At 61.6% G+C, this 24571-nt stretch carries 26 protein-coding genes and 1 riboswitch; of the genes, 19 read left to right on the top strand and 7 right to left on the bottom strand.

Features of this window, described 5'->3' with window-relative positions; all coding sequences use genetic code 11:
* Positions 1–21 precede the first annotated feature (21 nt).
* Both BJN45_RS16925 and BJN45_RS16920 read right to left on the bottom strand, forming a co-directional pair.
* Positions 22–630, bottom strand: a complete 609-nt coding sequence (locus BJN45_RS16925; protein WP_076097382.1) for a 3'-5' exonuclease — start codon at positions 628–630, stop codon at positions 22–24.
* Positions 627–1298, bottom strand: coding sequence for an alpha/beta hydrolase (locus tag BJN45_RS16920; protein ID WP_076097381.1), 672 nt, complete (start codon positions 1296–1298; stop codon positions 627–629). Before BJN45_RS16920 ends, BJN45_RS16925 begins: the two co-directional genes overlap by 4 nt.
* A gap of 118 nt (positions 1299–1416) precedes the next feature.
* Between BJN45_RS16920 and BJN45_RS16915 the strand changes: the two genes are divergently transcribed.
* The 6 genes from BJN45_RS16915 (at position 1417) to BJN45_RS16890 (ending at position 8440) form a co-directional block, all read left to right on the top strand.
* A complete protein-coding gene (locus tag BJN45_RS16915; RefSeq protein WP_170873118.1) occupies positions 1417–2310 on the top strand; it encodes a DUF808 family protein in 894 nt (297 codons plus the stop codon).
* A 108-nt stretch (positions 2311–2418) separates the two neighbouring features.
* The gene (gene urtB / locus BJN45_RS16910; protein WP_076097379.1) at positions 2419–3999 is read left to right on the top strand and encodes an urea ABC transporter permease subunit UrtB; all 1581 of its coding nucleotides are present in this window, start codon (positions 2419–2421) and stop codon (positions 3997–3999) included.
* A gap of 10 nt (positions 4000–4009) precedes the next feature.
* Positions 4010–5164: an urea ABC transporter permease subunit UrtC gene (gene urtC / locus BJN45_RS16905; RefSeq protein ID WP_076097378.1), complete on the top strand. Its 1155-nt coding sequence runs from the start codon at positions 4010–4012 to the stop codon at positions 5162–5164.
* A complete protein-coding gene (urtD, locus tag BJN45_RS16900) occupies positions 5161–5991 on the top strand; it encodes an urea ABC transporter ATP-binding protein UrtD (protein WP_076097376.1) in 831 nt (276 codons plus the stop codon). Before urtC ends, urtD begins: the two co-directional genes overlap by 4 nt.
* 593 nt (positions 5992–6584) lie before the next feature.
* Positions 6585–7277: an urea ABC transporter ATP-binding subunit UrtE gene (gene urtE, locus BJN45_RS16895; protein ID WP_076097374.1), complete on the top strand. Its 693-nt coding sequence runs from the start codon at positions 6585–6587 to the stop codon at positions 7275–7277.
* A gap of 173 nt (positions 7278–7450) precedes the next feature.
* Entirely contained in the window at positions 7451–8440 is a 990-nt protein-coding gene (locus BJN45_RS16890; RefSeq protein ID WP_076097372.1) for a LysR substrate-binding domain-containing protein, read from the top strand.
* Between the two features lie 19 nt (positions 8441–8459).
* Here BJN45_RS16890 and uraD read toward each other — a convergent pair whose 3' ends face one another.
* On the bottom strand, positions 8460–8981 hold the full coding sequence (gene uraD / locus BJN45_RS16885; protein ID WP_076097370.1) for a 2-oxo-4-hydroxy-4-carboxy-5-ureidoimidazoline decarboxylase: 522 nt from the start codon (positions 8979–8981) through the stop codon (positions 8460–8462).
* 219 nt (positions 8982–9200) lie between these two features.
* Here uraD and uraH point away from each other — a divergent pair, with 219 nt between their 5' ends.
* A complete protein-coding gene (gene uraH / locus BJN45_RS16880) occupies positions 9201–9554 on the top strand; it encodes a hydroxyisourate hydrolase (RefSeq protein ID WP_076097368.1) in 354 nt (117 codons plus the stop codon).
* Positions 9554–10741 (top strand): urate hydroxylase PuuD, encoded by a 1188-nt coding sequence (locus BJN45_RS16875; protein WP_076097366.1) that lies wholly within the window; start codon positions 9554–9556, stop codon positions 10739–10741. Before uraH ends, BJN45_RS16875 begins: the two co-directional genes overlap by 1 nt.
* On the opposite strand, the gene gpt is transcribed toward BJN45_RS16875, so the two are convergent.
* Positions 10742–11257: a xanthine phosphoribosyltransferase gene (gpt, locus tag BJN45_RS16870; RefSeq protein WP_076097365.1), complete on the bottom strand. Its 516-nt coding sequence runs from the start codon at positions 11255–11257 to the stop codon at positions 10742–10744.
* 50 nt (positions 11258–11307) lie between these two features.
* On the opposite strand from gpt, the gene puuE reads away from it, so the two are divergent.
* The 4 genes from puuE to BJN45_RS16850 all read left to right on the top strand — a co-directional run bounded on the left by puuE (position 11308) and on the right by BJN45_RS16850 (position 14617).
* Positions 11308–12252 carry an allantoinase PuuE gene (gene puuE, locus BJN45_RS16865; protein WP_076097363.1) on the top strand — a complete coding sequence of 315 codons (945 nt, stop codon included), beginning with the start codon at positions 11308–11310 and terminating at the stop codon, positions 12250–12252.
* Positions 12252–13280, top strand: a complete 1029-nt coding sequence (gene alc, locus BJN45_RS16860) for an allantoicase (RefSeq protein WP_076097362.1) — start codon at positions 12252–12254, stop codon at positions 13278–13280. Before puuE ends, alc begins: the two co-directional genes overlap by 1 nt.
* Entirely contained in the window at positions 13277–13771 is a 495-nt protein-coding gene (locus tag BJN45_RS16855) for an ureidoglycolate lyase (protein WP_076097405.1), read from the top strand. The genes alc and BJN45_RS16855 overlap by 4 nt, the downstream gene beginning before the upstream one ends.
* Before the next feature lie 393 nt (positions 13772–14164).
* Complete coding sequence (locus BJN45_RS16850; protein WP_076097360.1) at positions 14165–14617, top strand: CHRD domain-containing protein; 453 nt, start codon at positions 14165–14167, stop codon at positions 14615–14617.
* 35 nt (positions 14618–14652) lie between these two features.
* On the opposite strand, the gene BJN45_RS16845 is transcribed toward BJN45_RS16850, so the two are convergent.
* Positions 14653–15366, bottom strand: a complete 714-nt coding sequence (locus tag BJN45_RS16845) for a DNA alkylation repair protein (protein ID WP_205750623.1) — start codon at positions 15364–15366, stop codon at positions 14653–14655.
* A gap of 77 nt (positions 15367–15443) precedes the next feature.
* Positions 15444–15537, top strand: a riboswitch (glycine riboswitch).
* A 158-nt stretch (positions 15538–15695) separates the two neighbouring features.
* On the opposite strand from BJN45_RS16845, the gene BJN45_RS16840 reads away from it, so the two are divergent.
* Together BJN45_RS16840 and BJN45_RS16835 are read left to right on the top strand one after the other, a co-directional pair.
* The gene (locus tag BJN45_RS16840) at positions 15696–16364 is read left to right on the top strand and encodes a trimeric intracellular cation channel family protein (RefSeq protein WP_076097359.1); all 669 of its coding nucleotides are present in this window, start codon (positions 15696–15698) and stop codon (positions 16362–16364) included.
* 86 nt (positions 16365–16450) lie between these two features.
* Positions 16451–17212 (top strand): Crp/Fnr family transcriptional regulator, encoded by a 762-nt coding sequence (locus tag BJN45_RS16835; protein WP_076097357.1) that lies wholly within the window; start codon positions 16451–16453, stop codon positions 17210–17212.
* Between the two features lie 140 nt (positions 17213–17352).
* On the opposite strand, the gene BJN45_RS16830 is transcribed toward BJN45_RS16835, so the two are convergent.
* Positions 17353–17610, bottom strand: coding sequence for a hypothetical protein (locus BJN45_RS16830; RefSeq protein ID WP_083651387.1), 258 nt, complete (start codon positions 17608–17610; stop codon positions 17353–17355).
* A gap of 414 nt (positions 17611–18024) precedes the next feature.
* Here BJN45_RS16830 and BJN45_RS18290 point away from each other — a divergent pair, with 414 nt between their 5' ends.
* Genes BJN45_RS18290 through BJN45_RS16815 form a run of 3 tightly spaced genes read left to right on the top strand, consistent with a single transcriptional unit; the run spans position 18025 to position 21948 of the window.
* Positions 18025–19293 carry an N-6 DNA methylase gene (locus BJN45_RS18290; protein WP_076097354.1) on the top strand — a complete coding sequence of 423 codons (1269 nt, stop codon included), beginning with the start codon at positions 18025–18027 and terminating at the stop codon, positions 19291–19293.
* A gap of 4 nt (positions 19294–19297) precedes the next feature.
* The gene (locus tag BJN45_RS16820) at positions 19298–21034 is read left to right on the top strand and encodes a zinc ribbon domain-containing protein (protein ID WP_076097353.1); all 1737 of its coding nucleotides are present in this window, start codon (positions 19298–19300) and stop codon (positions 21032–21034) included.
* Entirely contained in the window at positions 21031–21948 is a 918-nt protein-coding gene (locus tag BJN45_RS16815) for a hypothetical protein (RefSeq protein ID WP_139326375.1), read from the top strand. The genes BJN45_RS16820 and BJN45_RS16815 overlap by 4 nt, the downstream gene beginning before the upstream one ends.
* A gap of 217 nt (positions 21949–22165) precedes the next feature.
* Here BJN45_RS16815 and BJN45_RS16810 read toward each other — a convergent pair whose 3' ends face one another.
* On the bottom strand, positions 22166–23200 hold the full coding sequence (locus BJN45_RS16810) for an adenosine deaminase (protein WP_076097350.1): 1035 nt from the start codon (positions 23198–23200) through the stop codon (positions 22166–22168).
* 151 nt (positions 23201–23351) lie between these two features.
* On the opposite strand from BJN45_RS16810, the gene BJN45_RS16805 reads away from it, so the two are divergent.
* On the top strand, positions 23352–23897 hold the full coding sequence (locus BJN45_RS16805; protein WP_076097348.1) for a glutathione peroxidase: 546 nt from the start codon (positions 23352–23354) through the stop codon (positions 23895–23897).
* Between the two features lie 88 nt (positions 23898–23985).
* On the top strand, positions 23986–24531 hold the full coding sequence (locus BJN45_RS16800) for an NADPH-dependent FMN reductase (RefSeq protein WP_076097346.1): 546 nt from the start codon (positions 23986–23988) through the stop codon (positions 24529–24531).
* Positions 24532–24571: the final 40 nt, after the last annotated feature.

The following is a 24571-nucleotide window of genomic DNA, read 5'->3' as shown; positions in this document are numbered from 1 at the left end:
GGGTGGGGGTGGGCGAAAAAATCAGCCGCCCGGCTGACGGGTCTTCAGCCAAGCGCGGTACAACAGCAGCGCCACATGGGCGTCGTTGGCGGCGTAGAGCAACTGGCGTTCGCTCAGTTGGCGGGCGGCCCAGTTGCTGGTGCCGGTCTTTTTCGACTTTTGCAGGCGTTGACCGAAGAAATGCGCCACCGCCACCTTGGCTCCGACGGTGCCGTGATGCGCTGGCCCGCGCAGGGTTTCGCCGAGGTCGAGCAGGTTTTGCGGGGTGATGCCCAGACGTGCCTTGAGCACGCTGCGGTCGTTGCCCAGCCCGAAGCCGACCTTGAGCAGGCCCGGTGCTTCGAGAACGCTGCGCAGCAAGGGATGAGCGGCCGCGTTGCTTACCGGAAACAGCCAGGCATGGTCGTCGGTCGCCAGCTGGATCAGGTGCGGGCCGGTCGACACCTCGCCCTTGCGGAAGGTCGGCTTGGATTCGCTGTCGAAGCCGATGGCGTCGGCCGCCAGCAGGGATTGCCCGGCGGCGGCCAGGTCGGCCTCGGTAAGCACCAGGGTGATCTGCGCCAGCGGCAAGCCGGGATACAGCGGCAACTCCGCGGCCAGGTCGTCACGGCTGACGGCTGGCGCGCTCACGCCAGACGCCCGGACAGCCAGTCGCCGATGGCCTGCACTTCTTCCAGGCAGACGGTATGCGGCATCGGATACTCCTGCCAGACCAGCGGATAGCCCTCGGCAAGCAGGAAATCCCTGGCCTGGCGCCCCAGTGCCGGCGACACCACGTCGTCCTCGCTGCCGTGCGCGGCAAACACCGGTAGCTGCCGGTTGGCCGGCGTCGCCTCGCGCTGGATCAGCGCCGTCGAGGGAATGTAAGTCGACAGCGCGATGACCCCGGCCAGGGCTTCCGGATGCGTCAGCGCGCTGGTGTAGACGACGGCGCCGCCCTGTGAAAACCCGGCGAGGAATATCCGGGAACAGGGAATGCCGCGTCCGTTTTCCCGCGCCACCAGCGCCCGCACGGCAGCACGCGAACGCAGCAGGCCGGCTTCATCGATCTGGCGCGTCGTCGGCGCCAGCGAAATGATGTCGTACCAGGCCGGCATGACATAGCCGCCGTTGCAGGTCACCGGCATTTCCGGCGCGTGCGGGAAAATAAAACGGACACCGGCGGTTTCCGGCAGGCCCAGTTCCGGCACCACCGGCACGAAATCCGAGCCGTCGGCACCCAGGCCGTGCAGCCAGATCACCGAGTAGCGCGGCGTGGCGCCGTACTCGATTTCGATCGCTTGCAGACATTCTTCCAAGACAGCACTCCTTGCACATTGGCGATCCCTCCTTTTAACCCGACCAGACCGCAGATGCCAGCCCCGCGGCAAGGAAATGCGCCGGTATACTGCGCTTTTTTTCCACACGGATACCCGCATGGCAAGCTCGGCATTTTTCGCGCTGTTGCGCGACGTTTCAAAACTCGCCGCTTCGGCCGCCGACGATCTGGCCGCCCAGAGCGTCAAGCTTGCTGCCGCGACAGACGACATCGCAGCGCTCACCGGCAAGGCCGCAGTCAAGACCGCCGGCGTGGCCGGCGACGACCTGGCCGTCGGCGCCGGTCAGGTCGCCGGGGTGTCACCGAACCGCGAATTGCCTGCCTTGTGGCGCATCACCAAGGGCAGCGCGCTGAACAAGCTGTGGCTCGGCACCGCCCTGCTCGTCGTCGGCTATTTTGCCCCGGTAGCGATCACCGTCGCGCTCGCCCTCGGCGCGCTCTACCTGGCTTACGAAGGTGGCGAAGGCCTGATGGAGTACTTTCACGACGAGCAGATGAGCGGCGAAGTGGAAATCCCGTTGACCGAGGACGAAAAGGTCAGGGGCGCGATCAAGACAGACATGGTGCTCAGCTTCGAAATGCTGGTCATCGCACTCGCTGCTTCGGGCGATGCCCCGCTCGGCTACAAGGTCGCCGTGCTGGTACTGGTCGGCACGCTGATGACCATCGGCGTCTACGGGCTGATCGGCCTGATCATCCGCCTCGACGACATGGGCCTGGCGCTGGCCCGTTCGGCCAGCGGTTTCCGCCAGCGCCTGGGTATCGGCATGGCCAATGCGGCGCCGGTCATCCTGAAGGTCCTCGGTCCGATCGGCATGGTGGCGATGTTCGCCGTCGCCGGTGGCATCCTCGGCCACCTGGTACACCTTGACCTCGGTCACTGGGCAATCGGCATGCTGGCCGACATCGCCATCGGCATCGTCGTCGGTTTGCTGCTGGTTGGCGTGCATCACCTGTGGATCAAGTTCGTCCAGCCCGGCCGCGCACACTGAAACCGCCGCCGGGCAAGGCCTGGCGGCACCTACGCAATTCGTCGTATTCCCCGCATGGGGTCCGCTCCGTAATCTGTCGCTGCACTGCACAAATTGCGGACGGACCCCATGAAAAAAACCTTACTGACATTCCTGCTCTGCGCCAGCACGCTGAGCGCGCTGGCCGCCCCCGACCCGACGCTGGTTCGCCAGCTGGCGGCCGACGACAATACCGACAAGATTGAGGCCATCCAGAAACTGGCGCTGACGGCCGATCCGGAAGCCGCCCGCATCCTGCAGGCGATGGCCGATGAAAGCCTGTTCCTGGCGGGCGAACAGGTCTTCCTGTTCGATGGCGAGCTTGCCCGCGATGCCATCAGCGGCGCCGAGGCCGAGATGCCGGAGGACGCCGAGTCGGTTACGGTCAACAACCGTTTGCGCGGTGAATTGGCCAATGCACTGGCGGCGCTGCGCCTGTTCGACAGCGACCGCGAAGTCCGCCTGAAAGCCGCCGGCGAACTGCAGACCAACGTCAGCAGCGGCATGGCCGAAATCCTGGCACGGGCCCGCGATCAGGAACAGGATGCGGCGATCAAGCCACTACTGGTTCTCGCCCATGCCCAGGCCACGCTCGGCGACACCGACCCGGCGGTCCGCCTGGCCGCCGTCAATGCGCTGGCCGCTGCCGCCTCGCCAGCCGTGCGCGGCCTGCTGCTGCCGCTGACCGACCCGAGCATCGAGGCCGACGCGATGGTACGCGACGCCGCCGTCCAGGCGATGAAATCGATCGAACGCACACTGGCCTGGGGCGACACGCTGGCCGGCATCTTCTCCGGCCTGTCGCTTGGCTCCATCCTGCTGCTGGCCGCACTCGGCCTGGCCATCACCTACGGCGTCATGGGCATCATCAACATGGCGCACGGCGAACTGCTGATGGTCGGCGCCTACACCGCCTACGTGATGCAGAGCCTGTTCCGCAGCTACCTGCCGGAGTGGATCGACTGGTACCTGCCGGCGGCGATCCCGGTCGCCTTCTTCACCGCCGCCGCCGTCGGCGTGCTGATGGAACGCACGGTGATCCGCTGGCTGTACGGGCGCACGCTGGAAACCCTGCTCGCCACCTGGGGCCTGTCGCTGGTGCTGATCCAGTCGGCGCGGGTGATCTTCGGCGCGCAGAACGTCGAAGTCTCCAATCCAAGCTGGATGTCCGGCGGCGTCGAACTGCTGCCCAACCTGATCCTGCCGTGGAACCGCGTGATCATCATCGGCTTCGCGCTGTTTGTACTGTTCCTGGTCTGGGTCCTGATGAACAAGACCCGGCTCGGCATGTTCGTCCGCGCCGTCACCCAGAACCGCCCGATGGCCGGCTGCGTCGGCGTACCGACGTCGCGCATCGACACCATGGCCTTTGCGCTGGGTGCCGGCATCGCCGGACTCGGCGGCGTGGCCCTGTCGCAAATCTCCAACGTTGGCCCGGACATGGGCCAGGGCTACATCGTCGATTCCTTCATGGTCGTCGTTGTCGGCGGCGTCGGGCAACTCGCCGGCGCGGTCTGGGCGGCGCTCGGCCTGGGCATCTTCAGCAAGCTGCTCGAAGGCTGGGCCGGTGCGGTGATCGCCAAGATCGCCATCCTCGTCGCCATCATCATCTTCATCCAGAAGCGTCCGCAGGGCATCTTTGCCCTCAAGGGCCGCTTTGCCGACCAGTAAGGAGCGACGCATGTCTGCCACTTCTTCCGTGCTTCCCCTGCCCGCCACCGGCCGCGTGCCGCTGACGCTGCGCTTCTTCGCCGCCCTCGACCGCAAGGCCTGGATCGCGCTGGGTATCTTTCTCGCCCTCGCCCTGATCGTCGTCCCGGTGCTCAACCTGATGGTGCCGCCGGACAGCGTTTTCCATGTCTCGGCCTACGCCATCACGCTGATCGGCAAGATCATGTGCTACGCGCTGGTCGCCGTGGCGATGGACCTGATCTGGGGCTACGGCGGCATCCTGTCGCTCGGCCACGGGCTGTTCTTCGCCCTCGGCGGCTACGCCTTCGGCATGTACCTGATGCGCCAGATCGGCCGCGACGGCAGCTACCAGAGCGATCTGCCCGACTTCATGGTCTTCCTCGACTGGAAGGAGCTGCCGTGGTTCTGGCTCGGCAGCGACAGCTTCGGCTGGGCCGCCTTCCTGGTCATGGCGGTGCCGGCGGTGGTCGCCTTCGTCTTCGGCTACTTCGCCTTCCGCTCGCGGATCAAGGGCGTCTATTTCTCGATCATCACCCAGGCGCTGACCTACGCCGCGATGCTGCTGTTCTTCCGCAACGAAACCGGCTTCGGCGGCAACAACGGCTTCACCGACTTCAAGCGCGTGCTCGACGTGCCGATCACCGCCCCGGAAACCCGGCTGATGCTGTTCGCCCTGACCGCCATCGCGCTCGCCGCGACGCTGGTCTTTTCTGCCTGGCTGGTCAAATCCAAGTTCGGCCGCGTGCTGACGGCGATCCGCGATGCCGAAAGCCGCGTCATGTTCATCGGCTACAACCCGCTCTGGTACAAGCTGACGATCTGGGTGATTTCCGCCGTACTGTGCGGCATCGCCGGCGCGCTCTATGTGCCGCAGGTCGGCATCATCAATCCGTCCGAAATGAGCCCGGCCAACTCCATCGAAATCGCCATCTGGGTTGCGGTCGGCGGGCGCGGCACGCTGATCGGCCCGGTCATCGGCGCTTTTGCGGTCAACCTGGCAAAAAGCTGGTTTACCGTCAGCTTCCCCGAATACTGGCTGTTCTTCCTCGGCCTGCTGTTCATCGTCGTCACGCTGCTGCTGCCGCAGGGCCTGGTCGGTCTGTGGAAGAAAATCATCAGCAAGAAACAAGGAGCCCAGGCATGAACGCCCAAACCATCCGCCTCGACCAACCGGACGGCGGCGACAGCGCCACCCAGCTCGGCCACGTCGTCACCGGCGAACTCGACCTGTCGCACGGCGTCGCGCTCTACCTCGAAGACATCACCGTCAGCTTTGACGGCTTCAAGGCGCTGAACAATCTGACGCTCGCCATCAACGCCGGCGAACTGCGCTGCATCATCGGCCCCAACGGCGCCGGCAAGACGACGATGATGGACGTCATCACCGGCAAGACCCGGCCCGACAGCGGCAAGGCCTTCTTCGGCCAGACCATCGACCTGACCCGCCTGACCGAGCCGGAAATCGCCCACGTCGGCATCGGCCGCAAATTCCAGAAGCCGACCATCTTCGAGCAGCACACAGTGTTCGAGAACCTTGAACTGGCGATGAAGACCGACAAGCGCGTGTGGAAAAGCCTGATGGCCTGGCTGACCGGCGACGACCGCGACCGCATCGCCGACACGCTGCGCACCATCCGCCTCGACCACGAAGCCGACCGCCCGGCCGGCCTGCTGTCGCACGGGCAGAAGCAGTGGCTGGAAATCGGCATGCTGCTGATGCAGGAACCGAAGCTGCTGCTGCTCGACGAACCGGTCGCTGGCATGACCGACGACGAGACGATGCGCACTGCCGAACTGTTTGTTTCGCTGGCCGGGAAGCATTCGCTGGTGGTCGTTGAACACGATATGGCCTTTGTCGAGAAGCTGGGCGGGCTGGTGACGGTGTTGCATGAGGGGTCGGTGCTGGCGGAGGGCGATCTGGCGACTGTGCAGAATGATCAGCGGGTGATTGAGGTTTATCTTGGGCGGTGACTTTTGTTTGCTTTCTTCGGCTGGGGGTTCCGCGCTTGAGGCGCGGGCATACTTTCTTTTGCTTCGCCAAAAGAAAGTAGCCAAAGAAAAGGCGACCCCAGGTTACGCGGTCGGCTACGCCGACTCCCCTGCGCTACTCGCTGCTGGCGGGGGCTGCGGAACTCGGCCCTGCGGGCCTCAGACAGTCCTCGCCCTTTTTCCGCCAGCAGCTCCGTTGCTCGGCGCTCCACATGGGGACCCCAAAAGCGTCGCAGACCAAGCAGCAGGCTTTTTTATTGAATATTGCGGTCGACCGCGCAAAACAGCCAAAAATCGCTCCAGCTCGTTGAGCCCGGACGTTTTTCCGGGCCCCTTGAGAGGCGCTGAGCAACGCAGGCGGGCCGGGGGTAGTCGGCTGGCGTTGTCTGAGCCGAAGGCGAGTTTAGCCAGCCGCCCGGCCTGCCGAGTAGCGCAAGGGACCGGGCGTAGCCCGGCGCCGACCCAGGGTCGCCTTTTCTTTGCTTACTTTCTTTTGGCGAAGCAAAAGAAAGTAAGACGCGCCGCAAGCGCGGAACCCCTGCCAATACAAAGACTCAAGCTCGAGGAGCACTAAAATGCTGAAAATCGACAACCTCCACCAAGCCTACGGCGGCTCCCACATCCTCCGTGGCTTGTCCTTCGAACTGCAAAAAGGCGAAGTCACCACCCTGCTCGGCCGCAACGGCGTCGGCAAGACCACGCTGCTCAAATCCCTGATGGGCCTGGTCAAGACAAAAGACGGCAGCATCACACTCGACGGCCGGGACATCACCCACCTCCCCCCGCACGAACGGGTAAAAGCCGGCATCGGCTACGTACCGCAGGGTCGCGAAATCTTCCCGCGCCTGACCGTTGAGGAAAACCTGTTGATGGGCCTGGCGACCAAACCTGGCAACACCAAGATCCCGCAGCGTATCTTCGAGATGTTCCCGGTGTTGAAGCAGATGATGCACCGCCGCGGCGGCGACCTGTCCGGCGGGCAGCAGCAGCAACTGGCGATCGGCCGGGCGCTGGCGATGGGGCCGTCGCTGCTGATCCTCGACGAGCCGACCGAAGGCATCCAGCCGTCGATCATCAAGGACATCGAACGCGCCATCCGGATGCTCGCCGAGACCGGCGAAATGGCCATCCTGCTGGTCGAGCAGTACTACGACTTCGCCGAATCCCTGGCCGACCAGTACCTGCTGATGGAACGCGGCGAATTCATCATGCGCGGACGCGGCGAGACGATGCCGCAGGACGGCGTGCGGGAAGCACTGGCGGTTTGAGCGGAATCGATTTGGTGCCTTTTGCGGCATACCGCACGGGCATGGTGCGGTGTGCCGTCGAGGCCGCGGCTTAAATGACCGCCTGACGGGCTTTTCCACGGAATCTCGCCATAGCGTTTCAGGCACCGTTATTGCTTTTACAGCAGATAACCGTATTGCGAGAGAAATCGAGAATGGCCGCCACCTGCTCCTGGGAATCCATCGATGTACACCTGCTGCAGGTGTTGCACGCCCTGCTGACCGAATGCAGCGTTTCCAATGCCGCGCGCCGTCTGAACCAGTCGCAGCCGGCGGTCAGCACTGCCCTGCGCCGTCTGCGCGACATTACCGGCGACCAGTTGCTGGTGCGCAGCCGCAACGGCATGACACCGACCGAGCGCGGGCTGAGCCTGCTTGAACCGGTCAAGATCGCACTGGCGCAGATCGAGGCCATCGGCCTGCAGCAGGTGCGCTTCGATCCGCTGAAATCGCGCCGCGTGTACAACATCGCGACGCCGGATTACCTGAATTCCATCCTGATCGGCACCATCGTCGCCCGCATGCGCAAGTTCGCGCCGCACTCGCAGGTCGTGCTGCATTCCTTCGGCCCGGAGTACGACTACGCCAAGGCGCTGGAATCGGGCGAGCTCGACATCGTCATCGGCAACTGGCCGCAACCGCCGGAGCATCTGCGCCTGGCGCCGCTGTTCGACGACGATGTCGTCTGCCTGATGCGCAAGAGCCATCCGCTGGCTGGCCACCGCCTGACCCAGGACGATTACCTGAACGCCGAACACCTGGTGCCGACGCCCTATGCGGTCGGTCAGCGCGGCGTCATCGACATGCAGCTGGCGCGCGACCGGCTGAAGCGCAACATCGTCGCCAGCGTGCCCTACTTCAACCTGGTTCCGCATGTGCTGCTGCAGAACGACATCATCTTCTCGGCTCCGCGCATCTTTGCCGAGCACTGCTGCTCGCTCGGCGAGTTGTGCATTGCCGAATCGCCGCTGGAATTCCCGAAGATGCGTTTCTACCTGCTGTGGCACGAACGCTCGCACCATTCCGAAGAATGCCGCTGGTTCCGCGAGCAGATCGCCGACGTGATCCGCGAACGCGTCAGCAAGCCGCAACTGGAAGAGGAAAAGGCCCGGAGTACGAGCACCGGGCAACGCGTCCGCGCCTGAGCGGTGCTCGTTGTTTCGGCTAGTCGCCGGCGATCAGATCGTCGAGCCGGAAGCTGGCAATGCGCACGATCTGCGTCAGCGCTTCGGCGAATTCTTCGTCGCGGCTGCGCGTCAGGCGACGGCTCATCTCGGCGATGATGCCGGTCCGGCTCAAGCCCTTGACGGCAACAATGAAGGGGAAACCAAACTTTTCACGATAGGCGTCGTTGAGACTGCGGATCGCCGTGAATTCTTCCGGCGTGCACGCATCGAGCCCGGCACCGGCCTGTTCGCGTGCCGAATCGGCCGTCAGTTCGCCGCGAATCGCCGCCTTGCCGGCCAGTTCCGGGTGCGCCTTGATCAGCGCCAGTTGTTTCTCCGGACCGGCTTCGGCCAGGGTTTCGGCCAGCCGGGCGTAGAAATCGGCACGATTGGCAAATGGCCGCTTGCCCCAGGCGCTGGCCATGACCCACGGCGAATGCTCGAAAACGGCACCCAGCCGGCGGACGAACTCCGGTTGTTCCAGTCGGGAAAGCTCGGCAAGGGAGAGGATGTCGGTCATGGAAACACGGGCAATGTGGTCTTGCTTCGCAGCTTACGGACTCGCACGGCCGACCGGCAAGCCATGCCGGACGATAATGATCTTCTGCCCTTTCGTATATCCCGGAAAACCGGCGCTTCAGGCAGCGACATCTGAAAAATCCGATAGCCTTTATAAAGCCTCACACCGGCCAAGCTTCCTATAATCGACGCATCAGCATTCAGTCACCGGAGAGAGCCCATGGGGCGCCTGACGACACACGTACTCGACACCGCCCGCGGCACCCCGGCCGCCGGCATGCCTTTCGCCCTTTATCGCTGCGAAGGTGAAACCCGCTCGCTGCTGCTCGCCGGCCGGACCAACGACGACGGCCGCTGCGACGGGCCGCTGCTTGAAGGCAGCGCAATGCAGCCCGGCATCTACGAACTGGTATTTACCACCGCCGACTACTTCCGCCGGCATGGCGTGGAGCTGCCGGAACCGCCCTTCCTCGACAAAGTCAGCCTGCGCTTCGGCATCGCCGATGCCGACAGTCACTATCACGTGCCGCTGCTGGTGTCGCCGTGGGCTTACTCGACCTATCGGGGCAGCTGATGGATGCGTCCTACCTGATCGAGGTCGGTTCGCTGCTGCTGCGCTGGCTGCACCTGATCGTCGGCATCGCCTGGATCGGCTCGTCGTTCTACTTCGTCTGGCTCGACAACACATTGAAGGCGCCAACCGATCCGGTGCTGCAGGCCAAGGGCGTCGGCGGCGAACTGTGGGCGGTGCATGGCGGCGGTTTCTACAATCCGCAGAAATACCTGGTCGCGCCCAAGCACCTGCCGGACGACCTGCACTGGTTCAAGTGGGAATCGTACTCGACGTGGATCACCGGCTTCTTCCTGCTCGGCGTGCTCTATTACTCGCAGGCGGCAACCTACATGATCGACCCGGCCAAGGCCGACCTGACGCCCGGCGCCGCCATCGCCATCGGCCTGGCCACGCTGGTTGTCGGCTGGCTCGTCTATGACGTGCTGTGCCGGGTGCTGATGCGCCGCAGCCTGCTGCTGTTCGCGGTGCTCTACTTCATCTTCGTCGTCGCCGTCGCTTACGCGCTGAGCCAGCTGCTATCCGGGCGCGCCGCCTTCCTCCACGTCGGCGCGATGATCGCGACGACGATGAGCGCCAACGTCTTCTTCTGGATCATTCCCGGGCAGAAAACCACCGTTGCCGCCATGCAGCGCGGCGAGACGCCGGACCCGATCCACGGCCAGCGGGCCAAGCAGCGCAGCGTGCATAACAACTACCTGACGCTGCCGGTGCTGTTCTGCATGATCTCGAACCACTACGCCTTCACCTACAACCACCCGCAAGCGTGGCTGGTGCTGGCGGCGATCATGCTCGCCGCGGTCTTGATCCGGCACTTCTTCAATCTCAGGCACAAGGGCGCTTTTGCCTGGCAATACCCGTTGACCGGAGGAATCATCCTCGCCGCCGTCTTCATCTGGCTGGCGCCGGTGCCGCTGAGCGTTGCCGCCGGCACGACGGCACCGACGCTGGCCGAAGTCCAGCCCATCATCGCCGAACGCTGCGCCGGCTGCCACGCCGCCGCACCGACGCTGATGCCGGCAGCACCGGCCGGCGTGCTGCTCGACAGCGCCGAGCACATCCGCCGCCAGCAAACCCGCATCGTCGACCAGACGGTCAAGCTGAAGGCGATGCCGCTCGGCAACGTCACCGCGATGACCGATGCCGAACGCGACCAACTGGCCGCCTGGGCGGCCGGCGGTTACCGCTGATTACGGGTTGGCGCGATGCTTCTTCATCGGCGGCACGAACTGGTAGTCGATATCCCAGGGGAAGTAGATCCACTTGTCCTGGGCGAATTCCTTGACGCACAGATCGACCACCTCACGCCCCTGCGGCTTGGCGTAGATCGTCGCGAAAAATGCCTTGGGCAGCAGCTTGCGGATGACGCGGGCGGTGTTGCCGGTATCGACCAGGTCGTCGATCAGCAGGAAACCTTCGCCGTCGTGCTCGACGCCCTTGAGGATTTTCACTTCCTTGCGCATCGTCTGCGCGGTGTCGTCGTCGGCGGCTTCGTAGCTGGAGGCACAGATGGTGTCGACCAGGCGGATTTCCAGCTCGCGCGCAACCAGCGCCGCCGGGATCAGGCCACCGCGCGTAATCGCGATGATGCCCTTGAACGGCCCCTGCTCCAGCAACTGGTGACAGAGCAGGCGCGTGTCGCGGTGCAACTCCGGCCAAGAGATCACGATGTCGTCACGGTAGGGGCTGGTCGGCGAATTTTCCATGGTGCACTCCTGAAAAAAAAGAATGCGCCGCAGTATAGTTGGAGCCGGACATGAACCCTATAGACAAAACCGAATACCCGCGCGATCTGATTGGATATGGTGCCCGGCCGCCGCACGCGCAATGGCCGGGTAAAGCCCGCATTGCCGTCCAGTTCGTCCTCAACTACGAAGAAGGCGGCGAAAACTGCGTGCTGCACGGCGACGCCGGCTCCGAACAGTTCCTCTCCGAAATGTTCAACCCGGCCAGCTACCCGGACCGCCACCTGTCGATGGAGTCGATCTACGAATACGGCTCGCGGGCCGGCGTCTGGCGCATCCTCAACGAATTCGAGAAACGCGGCCTGCCGCTCACCGTGTTCGGCGTCGGCATGGCGCTGCAACGCCACCCCGAACTGACCGCCGCCTTCGTCGAACTCGGCCACGAAATCGCCTGCCACGGCTGGCGCTGGATCCACTACCAGAACATCGACGAGGCGACCGAGCGCGAACACATGCGCCTGGCCCTCGACACCATCGAGCAGATGACCGGCAGCCGTCCGCTCGGCTGGTACACCGGCCGCGATTCGCCGAACACCCGCCGCCTGGTCGCCGACGACGGGCGCCTCCTCTACGACAGCGATTACTACGGCGACGACCTGCCGTTCTGGACCGAAGTCACGAAAACCGACGGCAGCACGGTGCCGCACCTGATCGTGCCGTACACGCTCGACACCAACGACATGCGCTTCTGCCTGCCGCAAGGCTTCAGCCACGGCGACCCGTTCTTCCAGTACCTGAAGGACAGCTTCGACGTGCTCTACGCCGAAGGCGAGGAAAGCCCGAAGATGCTCTCCATCGGCATGCACTGCCGCCTGCTCGGCCGCCCCGGCCGCTTCCTCGCGCTACAGCGCTTCCTCGATCACATCGAACGGCACGACCGCGTCTGGGTCTGCCGTCGCCTCGACATCGCCCGCCACTGGCAGGCGACCCATCCCTACCGCCAGGACCAAAAATAATGATCCACGCCGCCCCCATCGTTTCCGCCGCCGCCGACCTGCCCGACTGGGCGAAGCGCTCGGTCAACCTCGCCGACACCCGCATCGGCGCCCGCGCGCTATTCGCCACCGACGAGTTCTTCGCCCCGCTCGAACGCATGCTCAACCCCGAGCCGGCGGTCTTCGTGCCCGGCAAGTACGACACCAACGGCAAGTGGATGGACGGCTGGGAAACCCGCCGCAAGCGCACCACCGGCTACGACTGGAGCCTCATCAAGCTCGGCCGGCGCGGCATCCTGCGCGGCTTCGACGTCGATACCAGCCACTTCACCGGCAACTTCGCGCCGGCCGTGTCGATCGACGCCACCGACTGCGAATCGGACGATCCTGAAGTCCTGGCCAAGGCCCGCTGGACGCGCATCCTGCCGTCCACCACGCTGACCGGCAACAGCCACCACCTGCTCGCCGTCGACAGCGCCGACACCTGGAGCCACCTGCGCATCAACATGTACCCGGACGGCGGCATCGCCCGTCTGCGCGCTTACGGCCAGCCGGTCGGCGTCTTCGACGCCAGCGAGCCGGACCGCATCTACGACCTCGTCGCGCTGGAAAACGGCGGCCGCGCGGTGGCCTGGAACGACGCCCACTTCGGCTCGGCAAGCAACCTGATCGCCCCGGGTCGCGGCGTCGACATGGGCGATGGCTGGGAAACCCGCCGCCGCCGCGAACCGGGCAACGACTGGTGCATCCTGCAACTGGGCGCGCCCGGCATCATCGAGCGGGTCGAAGTCGACACCGCCCACTTCAAGGGCAATTTCCCCGACCGCTGCTCGATCCAGGCCGCGCGCATGGACGGCGGCACCGACCAGTCGGTGATCACCCAGAGCATGTTCTGGCCGGTGCTGCTCGGCGAACAAAAACTGTCGATGGACGCCATCCACAGCTTCGACGGCCTGGCCGACCTCGGCCCGGTGACACATGTGCGGCTGAACATCATCCCGGACGGCGGCGTCTCGCGGCTGCGCCTGTGGGGCAAGGTGGCGCGGTGAAAAAGCTGCTTCCCGAAGCGTTGACCGCAGCAGCCTTCGCCCCGTTCGGCGAGCTTATTGCGGTCGACGCCGCCAAACGGCACTTTTCCATCAACGGCGGCAACACCGAGCGCTACCACGACCTCGCCGAACTGGTGCCCGGCCCGGACGGCAAACTGATCGTCAGCATCTTCCGCGGCCAGCCGCGGCAACTGCCATTCGCCATCGAAATGATGGAACGCCATCCGCTCGCCTCGCAGGCCTTCGTGCCGCTTACCGCCCAGCCTTACCTCGTTGTCGTCGCCCGCCCCGGCCCGGCGCCCGGCCCGGACGACCTGCGCGCTTTCCTCGCCCGCCCCGGCGAAGGCGTCAACTACGCCCCCGGCACCTGGCACCACCCGCTGCTGGCGCTCAACGAAATTTGCGATTTTCTCGTCGTCGACCGCAGCGGTCCCGGCAACAACTGCGACGAGGTCCGGATCACGCCAACGGTCAATCTGAGTCTCGAATGACAGCGCGATGGTGGCGCGCCACCTCCATGATTTCGCGTAATCCAGGGTTTTTCCCGACCGGAGACCCGGTGGATTCCGCCGGGCTCGGCGCCACCGCCCGCTCCCCAGCCTGATCCGCCGGAACAATCGGCGCCCAGTGACCACACCCTGCCTGAGTGGCCAGGTGTCGGGCGGGCTTGCGGTGCTCGCTGCAGTGCTCTGTATCGTCATTCATTTGTGACCTCCGGTATCAGACAGCTTTATGCCGTCGCGATGAATATGCATCCCGGATACCAATGAATCCGTACGCCAGCCAACATAGCCAAAGGAAAAGGCTATGTGCGCCGGCCCACAGAAACCCCTTCCCGGCTGGCGCACGATGCTGATTCCCTTTACCCATCGAAGGCATCGCAAATGACCACGCAATCAAGCCCCACCGGCCGGCTCAGCCGCCTGTTGCCGCTGGCAATCCTGCTGGCATCAGCCAACCTGTACGCCGAATCACCGATCTCGACGTCCCTGACCGGCGCCGCCGAAGTGCCGGCAGTCACCACCGCAGCAAGCGGCCAGGTGAATATCAGCATCCAGCCCAATCGTGCCGTCAGCGGCAGCATCCAGATCTCGGGCATGGTGCCGACGGTCGCGCACATCCACGAGGGCCCGGTCGGCAAGAACGGGCCGCCGATCATCACCCTGACCAAGAAGAGCGACAAGCTGTTCACGGTGCCCGCCGACGCCAAACTCAGCGAAGCCCAACACACCAGCTATCTGGCCGGCAATCTGTACATCAACGTACATAGCGCGGCCTATCCCAACGGCGAAATCCGGGCGCAACTGCCGGGCAAGCCGATGCGCATCGCCTACTGAACGGTCGCAACGAAATCCGGATCGCGACTTCGCCGTCAAAGCCGCTTGCACGCCTCGCGGATGCTTAGCGCGGACAGAACCGCGCCCGGTCCATCGACAAAACCCCGGACAAAACCGGGGTTCCAGCGGGCGTAATCGCGTAGCGCCCAGCCGATCGCCTTGCGGATGAAAAACTCCCGCTCGCCAGCCAGTTGCAGCGCATGACGCGCCAGCCTGGCCGCGTCCGTCTCCAGTCGCCAGCCCAGTTGATGCAGCATCGCCGCCCGCCGCACCCAGAAATCGGCGTCGACCACCCACGCATCCATGACGGCCGATACCGCCGGATCGCGCTTCACCGCCGCATGCAGCACGGCACCGATGACCGCGGCCAGGCCATCGACGGTCTCCCACCAAGGATCGCGCTGCAGCAGCTCACGCAACTCGGCCAGATGCGAAACATCCAGCATGCGGACATGCCGGCGCAGCAGGTCGATTGCCGTATAGCGGAATTCCCGCTCGGGCTTCGCCCACAACAAATGCGCCACAGCCAGCAAGGCCCCGGCATCGGCCGGCGCCAGGCGATTCAATTCCACCACCGCAGCCCGGCGGACCGGCGCCGGCAAACCGAGAAAATCGTAACGGTTCAGCAGGTAAGCCTGCATCTGTTCGGCGCGAGCAGCATCGGCAAGCGGACGCAGTGCGGCGTCGATCGCCGCAACGCGGGCTTCGGGCGAGATATCAGGGGGCAGCACCATCCGGGTCACGATCATTCCTCCTCGAGTACATCACTGTGCTGGCCGGAGCAAACCGCGTCAATTGACAAGCCTTCCCGACTCTCCCGATAATCGCCCCCTCTGCAGGAGAGAGAGCCGTGAAACCCACGCTCCGCCGAAGGCGCAAACTCCCATAATCGCTCAGGCATAACGAACTGCAGAAATTGATTCGCCGGCTGGAGAGAAGTTGCGAGCGCCCTGGCGCCTGGCAACTCACCGAAGGGGCAGGCTCGTTGCGAGCCGAAACTCTCAGGTAAAAGGACAGGGGGAGAGGCGTCACGGAAGCACTCGATTTGAGTCTTCCGCTTTCTGACGGAGCCTCACCGATGTTCGATAGTCTCGCCCACGTTTTTCAGCCGCTCGCAATCAAGCAATTCGACCTGCTGCTGGTCATCTACCTCGTCGCCATCACCGCCGAAGCCATGTCCGGCGCGCTCGCTGCCGGACGCCGGAACATGGATTTCTTCGGCGTCGCGGTGATTGCCTTCGTCACCGCCCTGGGCGGTGGCACCATCCGCGACGTCGTCCTGGGCAATTACCCGATTGGCTGGACGCAGCATCCCGAATACGTCTATCTCGTGATCCTGTCCGGTCTGGCGACCACCCTGCTCGCCCGATACATGCACCACATGAAGCGCATCTTCCTGATGCTCGATGCACTCGGCCTGGTCGCCTTCTCGCTGATTGGCTGCAACGTCGCCCTGCAACTCGATTACCCGGTGGTCGTGGTGATCATGGCCGGCATGCTGACCGGGATATCCGGCGGCGTCTTGCGCGATGTGCTGTGCAACCAGGTGCCCGTGGTCTTCTGCCGGGAGCTTTACGCCAGCGTCTCGCTCGTCGTTTGCGTGCTGTTCCTGGCTCTGAGATCAGCGGGCTTCGATAACGATTTCAACACCGTGCTGTGCTTCATCCTCGGCTTCGGATTCCGCATGCTCGCACTGCGCTTCAGCTGGAAGCTCCCGACTTTTTCCTATCAGCAACGATGGGATTAGTGCAGCACGATGTCAGGCTGAATTCCGGGTAGAATCCGCGCCAGACGCGCACGCGTTTCCAACATTTCAGACGGGACAGCCCAGGCATGACAAAGAACAAGACGCCGGGGGATATGCAGCCGCCTGATCCCTGGCAGAATCTCATCCTGGCATCGCTTCCCGCCGAAGATTACAAACGCTTGCTGCCACACCTGGAACTCGTCGAAATGCCGCTGGACTGGACGATGTCCGAGTCGGGCGACCATGTGAATTTCCTGCATTTCCCGACCTCCGGCATTGTCTCGCTGATCTACTCGCTGGAAGACGGATCGTCGAGCGAAACAGCCCTGGTCGGCAACGAAGGCCTGGTCGGCATCTCCATTTTCATGGGCGGCGAAAGCATGCCGACCAGCACGGAAGTGCAAAACGCCGGCCACGCCTATCGCCTCAGCAGAAAAGTCATGAAGCACGAGTTCGCACTCGGCGGCAAACTGCAACACGTGGCGCTGCTGTTCACCCAGGCGCTGATTGCCCAGACATCGCAAACAGCCGTCTGCAACCAGCACCATTCGCTCGATCAAAAAATGTGCCGCTGGCTGCTGATGACCCTGGATCGGACCAATAGCGACAAACTGGTGATAACGCAGGAGGCCATCGGCAAATTGCTCGGCGTTCGCCGCGAGAGCGTGACCCAGGTCCTCGGCCAGTTCCAGAAAGACCGGCTGATCGAACGTGGCCGCGGCCACTTCACCGTGCTCGATCGCAGCAAGTTCGAAAAGCGCGTCTGCGAGTGCTACATGGCGGTTCGGGAAGAATATGAGCGTCTGCTGCCGAGCAAACGAGGCGCGAAGAAAACAGCTTCCACTTAGGGAAGCGCTGATTTGTCCGTCATCGCGAGCCGCGAAGCGACGTGGCGATCCAGAGTGATCTGCTGGATCAGCGTCTCATTCAGCTGAAAGTGCTTTGCGTCGGCAACAACGACTACCCCGCCCCCCGTTTTCCCCAAATATCACCCGTCGACCGCAAAAACCGCATCCAGCCGCTTGATCCACGCCACCTTCTGCGCCGCATCGACAAAACTCGCTTCAAAACTGTTGCGGGCGATGCGTTGCCAGGTGACGGCATCGAAGTGGAAGGCGGCCTGGACGGCGCGGATGTTGTCGTTCATGTAGCCGCCGAAATAGGCCGGATCGTCGCTGTTGACCGTAACTTTGGCGCCAGCGGCAACCACCCTGCTCGCCCGATACATGCACCACGTGAAGCGCATCTTCCTGATGCTCGACGCATTCGGGCTGGTTTCCTATCAGCAGCGGTGGGATTAGCGAAGCGGCTTTTTCGACGACAAAACCGGGCGAGTTCTGCGGTCGACCGCAGAATTCTCGGGTTTTCCGGGTTGGTGTTGAGTGGGGAGACGCCCGAAAATCGGCCTAAGCCGACGTTGGGCGTCAGGTCAGAATCGGGCAGCTATATGTCTGTTACCTGCCGATCAGGTACTGGTCGCAATTGATGGCCGCTTTATTCTTCGGCAAAGGACAGCACTCGATCCTAAAGCGACGTGCCCCCCAAAAAGATAGTGAACCTTCAGCACGTCGTGGGTCAGCAGCGATGACTTTATGATGTGGAATCCACCTGCGCCAGCGGAATCGCTTTAAGGTATTCGACAGCAAGTAGAGCCAGTACAATGGCTCTATTCGAAACATTCTTTACCTGCGAGTCGGTAAGCATGACCATCATCGGTGCCCCCTTCCGAAATTCAAAGTCTGACACACTCGGGCGTTATTACACGACAGCTCTAGCAAGTGAGGTACTGGTAAATGAATTGCGCACCAATGACCCGAGTCGTGTCTTAGATTTGGGATGCGGGGGTGGGGCATTGTCGGTGGCGGCTCGCTCGGCATGGAAGCATGCCGAAATCGTAACAGTGGATATCGACGCCGCATCAAAAATCGCCTTGAATCGCCTCGCGTCAACGCAGGAAACCGGAGTAATTCGGCATTTCAGTGTTGATGCATTACGCCCCGATCTACCTGCGGTACTTGGGGGGGAAAGTGCGCTTTCTGACCTGGCAATCTGCAATCCCCCATTCATTAGACCGAAATGGCGAAAAGGATTTGAGGACGTACTAAAGGGGGCTGGTCTGGATGCATGTTACACGTCAAAACATGACATCACAGGAGAGGTTCTTTTCCTTGCACAGAACCTACGACTGGTGCGTACTTCTGGTCACATTGGGATAATTGTTCCGGACAGCATCGTGTCAGGCAAAAAACACAGGGGGCTACGTGAGTGTTTACTCGCGTGCCACCGAATCGAGTCAGTTATTCGACTACCAAGGACTGCGTTTGCGGGTACAGATGCCCAAGGCTATGTTCTCGTGCTGACGAAAGACCGGCCTTCGACGGATGGGATAGTCACTCGAGAAATGTTTCCCGATGGCACATTGGGTGCGCCTCTCTGGATGGACCCGCGAGATGCCGCTGTCCGTTTAGATATGTCCTACCAGCCTGTCGGACAGCCTCGAGATGCGGTAAAGCTAGTCGATTTGGTCGCTTCTGTTAGACGCGGAAACGTATCATCCAGCGAGAGATTGCAGCTCACTACACCCGCATTTCATACTACTGACTTCCCAAAGGATGGATTAAGCTCATTCTCCTTCGGGAGAAAATTCGGCATTAATAGCAGCCTGCCTGCCTGTGGAATTTACGCCCAAGCTGGTGACATTCTACTCGCGCGGGTAGGGCGAAATTTAGAGAAAAAGATTTGCCTTGTCGCGAAGGGTGCTGCGATGGTAACCGACTGCGTTTATGTAATTCGCCCGCTCCCTGATCAGACAATGCGTATCTTTAACGCCCTCACAAGCAATAGAGGAAGAAATTGGCTAGCCCGTGTTTCGCATGGAGTTAGTGCGCGGCAATTGCCCAAGTGCGACCTGCTTCAGTTCCCTATCTAGCATCATGAAATCAACTAATAGAGTCGAAGAGCCATCTCTTCAGGATGCGCTAGAACAGCGCGCCGATTACATTCCATTTGATGACATACAGAGTGAAACGTCCCCAGAAGGGGAGAGCTTTCGGAACGCAATTCAGGAACTGACGAACAAGTCATTGCGTACACTGGTTGGTCCGCGCGGTTCTGGCAAGACGCACTTAATGCGATTTGCTTGGGCAACATGCCGCGATGACGCCTCGCAGCCCTTTTCTATCTACGTTTCGTTTAATCGGTATTTCAGGCTTGAGCCTCTGCGCACTTCACGGCCCAATCCCGCCGAACTATTTCACTCATGGGTGTTAGCATTAATTTGCCTCGGCACATACGAAGCAGCCACCAGTTGGAAACCGGCTATTGCAGCCATCGAAACGATTTTTGATAGCTATGGTTTAAAGAAGGCCACTCTTCAGTCCTTGGTATCACGGCTTGAGCGAGGGCAGCCGTTACCACCATCAGAGGCAGAGGTCTCAGGAAAGTTATCGGTTAACGATGTCAAGGAGCTAATTGATGCGGTTCGCTCCGAGACCCGTCGTAAATTTGCGGTGTTGCTTTTAGATGATGCGGCACTGACCTTGACCCCGGATTATCTTGTCGAATTTCTGGACATCGTTAGGGCACTCAAGTCGTCCCATATCGCTCCCAAAGCTTCAGTCTACCCAGGCACAACGGAGTATAGTCCCCGGTTTCATGCTGGCCAGGACGCTCTTCCTGTTCCCGTATGGCATCCAGTTGACTCCGATAACTATGACCAAGTCATGGGGGCTATTGCAGAAAAGAGAGTTGCAAATCTGAAGGATATGCCGGCGGACGTCGTCGAGCTATTTATGTACGCAGCCTTTGGAATTCCGCGCGCCTTTCTCTCTATGATTTGGGATTATCAGAGGAGAAATTTTAGAACGTCTCAGCAAGGCGTGAACGCCATCGTTCAGGAGTACCTGAGTCTTCGGCTTGCCGAATATCGCTCGCTGGCAAAGAAGGTTCCAAAATTTGCCACAATTATTCGCGCTGGTGAACTGCTTCTTAACCAGATGACCGTGTCAGTAAAGGATGCCAATGCACTCTCTTCTGAAAAAGGCGAAAAGCAGATCAGTATAGGAATCTTGAAGGAAGACGTTACCCCGCTAGTAAAAAGAATGCTTGATTTGCTTGTTGAGGCTGGGTTGATTTACGAGCAGGGAGAAATTAAGCATGGTTCTCCGGAGCGAATTTATTCTAGATTTGTCCCGCATACGGCAGCCCTTTTGGGTGTTAAGGCCTTCTCTCAGGGGCGGAGCGGGACTAGTCCCAAACAGATAGTCGAGGTTATCCGGCGAAAATCTGCAAAGCACCCAATTCGCGCGCGGCTTCCGCTGCTAGCACCGGAGGAGGTAGCTCAGCTTAAGGTCGATTTGCCAGAGTGTGCTAAATGCGGCACTGCGCGACTGACTGAAGAGCAGAAATTCTGTCACTCTTGTGGCAGTCAGCTTGTTTCCTCCTCGACATTCTCAGAATGTTGCACCATTGCGATAACCGAGGTTCCTGGGTTGACAAAGTGGCAGAAGGAAAGGATTTCCGAGGCACTTCCGAAATTCAAAACGATTGGCGACTATCTTGCAAAGCAGGACCCCAGCGCGGAGTTGCTTACCATATATGGAATTGGGAAAAAGCGTTCTGCCAAGATAATCGACGTGCTGGATGGTTTTGTCGATGAGTTCCTGTCATGAGCCACTCCTTTCACGCAGCAGGAGCTTCTGCTGACTATGGTGCAATCACCACCACTAAGGGGCTGTCGCAAACTCTAGACACCGTGACTCTATTCGACAGAAATTTTGCTGATGGAAAGCTGTCGCCTATTGACCAATTTATCAAGAATACAAATTCCGTAAATCTTGTATGGTTGTCTTTGCCGGAAATTTCGCCTGAACTGGCTTCAATTGCTCTACTGGGCTATATGTCTGCCGTCGAGAGTTATATGAGAGCTTTGATTCGAGGCATCATAAACATCGACAAGACGGCCAAATTGGCGGTTGAGTCCCAGCAAATTTCTTTCGCGGCAGCGGTGCATAACAATAAGGAACTACTTCCCGAGGCTCTATTAGAGGAGACTTCTTTTGTTAGCCCTGACAACATAAAAAAATCGCTGAATAAGTTCATCGGACTGCAGCCGAGTTATTCGGACTTGGAGAAGCACTTCGAAGAGTTTGAGAAAATTTGTCAGTTGCGTCATTGCTGCACCCATCGATTCGGGAAACTTGGCACCAAGAACGCAGTCGCGTTGGGGTTGGCGAAGCATAACGATTGCCTGGAGAAGCCGATTAGGTTAGGGAGGGCTGAGCTAGAGCTTTCTGCGGACATCCTCAGAGATTTCGTTAAGAGTTTGAATAACATCGTCTTTCGGGCCATTCTGGAGCGTACCGCGATTGGTGGTAAGACTTCCGTACAAGGGCTGATTGCGGTCAAGGAAAACTGGAGTGGGAAGTATCATCAGGACCGCAAGAGATTCTTGCAATTCTATTCACTGTTTGCCAGTACAACAGACTCGATCCCTTCGCCTGAGCCAAAGCGAGTTTACGAGAGTTTCTCTGGGGCGTTTAAACTAAAACCTGGTACAAAGTCCTGTCACAAACCTAACGGGTAACGCCGCGATTAATTGACACACCCTGATTCGTGGATTGAGATTTCTACGGAACCCTCAATTTCTACATGGAATTATCCAGCGGCAGTTTGTTAGCCACAAGGAGCGGGATAGCAGCACCTAGTATGTTCGTCCGCTCTGCACAACAAGGCTGAAGTTGCCAGCGAGCACGGCCAGTGGCGGCTTTGGCCGAAAACCCGCCCCCCGTTTTCCCCCAATATCACCCGTCGACCGCAAAAACCGCATCCAGCCGCTTGATCCACGCCGCCTTCTGCGCCTCGTCGACAAAACTCGCTTCGAAACTGTTGCGGGCGATGCTTTGCCAGGTGGCGGCGTCGAAATGGAAGGCGGCCTGGACGGCGCGGATGTTGTCGTTCATGTAGCCGCCGAAATAGGCCGGATCGTCGCTGTTGACCGTAACTTTGGCCCCGGCGGCAAGCAGGCCGGCCAGGGTGTGCTGTTCCATCGTCGGGAAAACGCACAGGCGGATGTTGGACAGCGGGCAGACGGTCAGCGGAATGCCTTCGCGGATCAGCCGGGCGACGACGGTCGGGTCGTCGACGGCGCGGACGCCGTGGTCGATGCGCTGCGAGCCGAGCAGGTCGAGCGCTTCACTGATGTATTCCGGTGGCCCTTCCTCGCCGGCGTGGGCGACAACCGGCTTGCCGAGTTCGCGGCAACGGGCAAAGACGCGGGCGAACTTGCTTGGCGGAAAACCTTTTTCCGATGAATCGAGGCCGAAGCCGTGGATGCGGTCGAGCCAGGGTTCGGCCTCGGCCAGCGTGGCGAAGGCGTCTTCCTCGCTGAGGTGGCGCAGGAAGCAGAGGATCAGCCGGCCGCTGATGCCCCAGCGTTCGCGGCCGAGGCGCAGGCCTTCTTCCAGGCCGTCGAGCACGGTGATGTAGGTGATGCCGCGGGCGGTGTGCGTTTGCGGGTCGAAGAAGATTTCGGCATGGATGACGTTGTCGGCGGCGGCGCGTTCCAGGTAGGCCAGCATCAGGTCGCGGAAATCGTCGGCGGTGCGCAGCACATCGGCGCAGGCGTAATAGAGGTCGAGGAAGGATTGCAGGCTGTCGAAATCGTAGGCCGCGGCAAGCGCCGCCTCGTCGGCATAGGGCAGCGTGATGCCGTTGCGGCGGGCGAGTGCGAAAGCCAGGTCCGGCTCAAGCGTGCCTTCGATATGCACGTGCAGTTCGGCCTTGGGCATGCGGCAGGCCAGTTCGAGGGCGACATCCTTGTCTTGCGTGGCGTTCATCGGCGAATTCTCCGGAAAGTGCGCGGGTTTCGTCCGATTCTACGAGAAGCCGGCGCGCCAGTGGCGTATAACAGGCATTTGCAATTCGATATTCCGCCCGCCGGAACTCTGCCGCGCAAACCTGTCAAACGGCATTAACCAAGGAGACCCCATGAGCACTTCCCTCTACGACATTCCGCTGAAAGCCATCGACGGCGCGCCGACCAGCCTGCGCGACCATGCCGGCGACGTCCTGCTGATCGTCAATGTCGCTTCCAAATGCGGCCTGACGCCGCAATACGCCGGCCTGGAAAAGCTGCACGAAACCTACGGCGAGCGCGGTTTTGCCGTGCTTGGCTTTCCCGCCAACGACTTCGCCGGCCAGGAACCGGGTAGCGATGCCGAGATCAAGGAGTTCTGCACGCTGACCTATGGCGTCCGCTTCCCGCTCTACAGCAAGATCGCCGTCACCGGCGCCGACAAGCACCCGCTCTACGCCCAGTTGATCGCCGCCCAACCGCAGACCGAAGACCGCGCCGGCATGGAAACCGCGCTGCGCGGCTACAAGATCGAGCCGACGTCGGCACCGGAAGTGCTGTGGAATTTCGAAAAATTCCTCGTCGACCGCAATGGCCAGGTGATCCGCCGCTTCGCCCCGGACACCCTGCCCGATGCCGGCAAACTGGTCGAGGCCATCGAGGCCGCGCTGGCGAAGTAAGCGCAGAAACCACCGCCGCGCCCGGGCAGACCATCCGCCCGGCGCGGTTTCAGGCAGCAGCCCGACAACGAACAACAAGGAGACGCACATGTCGCTCAAATTTCTCGGCATCGCCGGCAGCCTGCGGCAGAAATCCGCCAACAAGGGCCTGTTGCGAGTCGCCCAGGCCAAGCTGCCGGCCGGCGTGACGATGGAAATCGCCGATCTCGCCGACATTCCCTTCTACAACGCCGACATCGCGGCAAAGCCCGCCGCCGTCCAGCGCGTGCTGGCGCAGATCGGCGCTGCCGACGCCCTTGTCCTGGCCTGCCCTGAATACAACTATTCGCTGGCACCGGCGTTGAAGAACATTCTCGACTGGGCCTCGCGCGAACCCGACAATGCGCTGCTCGCCGGCAAGGCCGCGGCCATCCTCGGTGCCGGCGGCGGCATGGGCACCTCACGGGCCCAGTACCACCTGCGCCAGGTCTGCGTCTTCCTCGACCTGCACCCTTTGAACAAACCCGAAGTCTTCGCCAACGCCTTCGCTGGCGCCTTCGACGCCGACGGCAACCTGACCGACGAACGCCTGACCCAACTGGTCGGCCAGCAGATGCAGGCACTCGCTGACTGGAGCCAGACGCTCCGGCGGTAAACGAAAAAGCCCCCGGATCAACCGGGGGCGGGTACTGTCC

Source organism: Azonexus hydrophilus (genome assembly GCF_001956855.1).
Taxonomy (GTDB): domain Bacteria; phylum Pseudomonadota; class Gammaproteobacteria; order Burkholderiales; family Rhodocyclaceae; genus Azonexus; species Azonexus hydrophilus_A.
This window is presented reverse-complemented; position numbering and strand designations above follow the sequence as displayed.

Bases quoted from the DNA above. Each gene is read 5' to 3' on its own strand.
- BJN45_RS16915 (WP_170873118.1), top strand. From the start codon at position 1,417: ATGGCAAGCTCGGCATTTTTCGCGCTGTTGCGCGACGTTTCAAAACTC.
- urtB (WP_076097379.1), top strand. From the start codon at position 2,419: ATGAAAAAAACCTTACTGACATTCCTGCTCTGCGCCAGCACGCTGAGC.
- urtC (WP_076097378.1), top strand. From the start codon at position 4,010: ATGTCTGCCACTTCTTCCGTGCTTCCCCTGCCCGCCACCGGCCGCGTG.
- urtD (WP_076097376.1), top strand. From the start codon at position 5,161: ATGAACGCCCAAACCATCCGCCTCGACCAACCGGACGGCGGCGACAGC.
- urtE (WP_076097374.1), top strand. From the start codon at position 6,585: ATGCTGAAAATCGACAACCTCCACCAAGCCTACGGCGGCTCCCACATC.
- BJN45_RS16890 (WP_076097372.1), top strand. From the start codon at position 7,451: ATGGCCGCCACCTGCTCCTGGGAATCCATCGATGTACACCTGCTGCAG.
- uraD (WP_076097370.1), bottom strand. From the start codon at position 8,981: ATGACCGACATCCTCTCCCTTGCCGAGCTTTCCCGACTGGAACAACCG.
- uraH (WP_076097368.1), top strand. From the start codon at position 9,201: ATGGGGCGCCTGACGACACACGTACTCGACACCGCCCGCGGCACCCCG.
- BJN45_RS16875 (WP_076097366.1), top strand. From the start codon at position 9,554: ATGGATGCGTCCTACCTGATCGAGGTCGGTTCGCTGCTGCTGCGCTGG.
- gpt (WP_076097365.1), bottom strand. From the start codon at position 11,257: ATGGAAAATTCGCCGACCAGCCCCTACCGTGACGACATCGTGATCTCT.
- puuE (WP_076097363.1), top strand. From the start codon at position 11,308: ATGAACCCTATAGACAAAACCGAATACCCGCGCGATCTGATTGGATAT.
- alc (WP_076097362.1), top strand. From the start codon at position 12,252: ATGATCCACGCCGCCCCCATCGTTTCCGCCGCCGCCGACCTGCCCGAC.
- BJN45_RS16850 (WP_076097360.1), top strand. From the start codon at position 14,165: ATGACCACGCAATCAAGCCCCACCGGCCGGCTCAGCCGCCTGTTGCCG.
- BJN45_RS16845 (WP_205750623.1), bottom strand. From the start codon at position 15,366: ATGATCGTGACCCGGATGGTGCTGCCCCCTGATATCTCGCCCGAAGCC.
- BJN45_RS16840 (WP_076097359.1), top strand. From the start codon at position 15,696: ATGTTCGATAGTCTCGCCCACGTTTTTCAGCCGCTCGCAATCAAGCAA.
- BJN45_RS16835 (WP_076097357.1), top strand. From the start codon at position 16,451: ATGACAAAGAACAAGACGCCGGGGGATATGCAGCCGCCTGATCCCTGG.
- BJN45_RS16830 (WP_083651387.1), bottom strand. From the start codon at position 17,610: ATGCGCTTCACGTGGTGCATGTATCGGGCGAGCAGGGTGGTTGCCGCT.
- BJN45_RS18290 (WP_076097354.1), top strand. From the start codon at position 18,025: ATGGCTCTATTCGAAACATTCTTTACCTGCGAGTCGGTAAGCATGACC.
- BJN45_RS16820 (WP_076097353.1), top strand. From the start codon at position 19,298: ATGAAATCAACTAATAGAGTCGAAGAGCCATCTCTTCAGGATGCGCTA.
- BJN45_RS16815 (WP_139326375.1), top strand. From the start codon at position 21,031: ATGAGCCACTCCTTTCACGCAGCAGGAGCTTCTGCTGACTATGGTGCA.
- BJN45_RS16810 (WP_076097350.1), bottom strand. From the start codon at position 23,200: ATGAACGCCACGCAAGACAAGGATGTCGCCCTCGAACTGGCCTGCCGC.
- BJN45_RS16805 (WP_076097348.1), top strand. From the start codon at position 23,352: ATGAGCACTTCCCTCTACGACATTCCGCTGAAAGCCATCGACGGCGCG.
- BJN45_RS16800 (WP_076097346.1), top strand. From the start codon at position 23,986: ATGTCGCTCAAATTTCTCGGCATCGCCGGCAGCCTGCGGCAGAAATCC.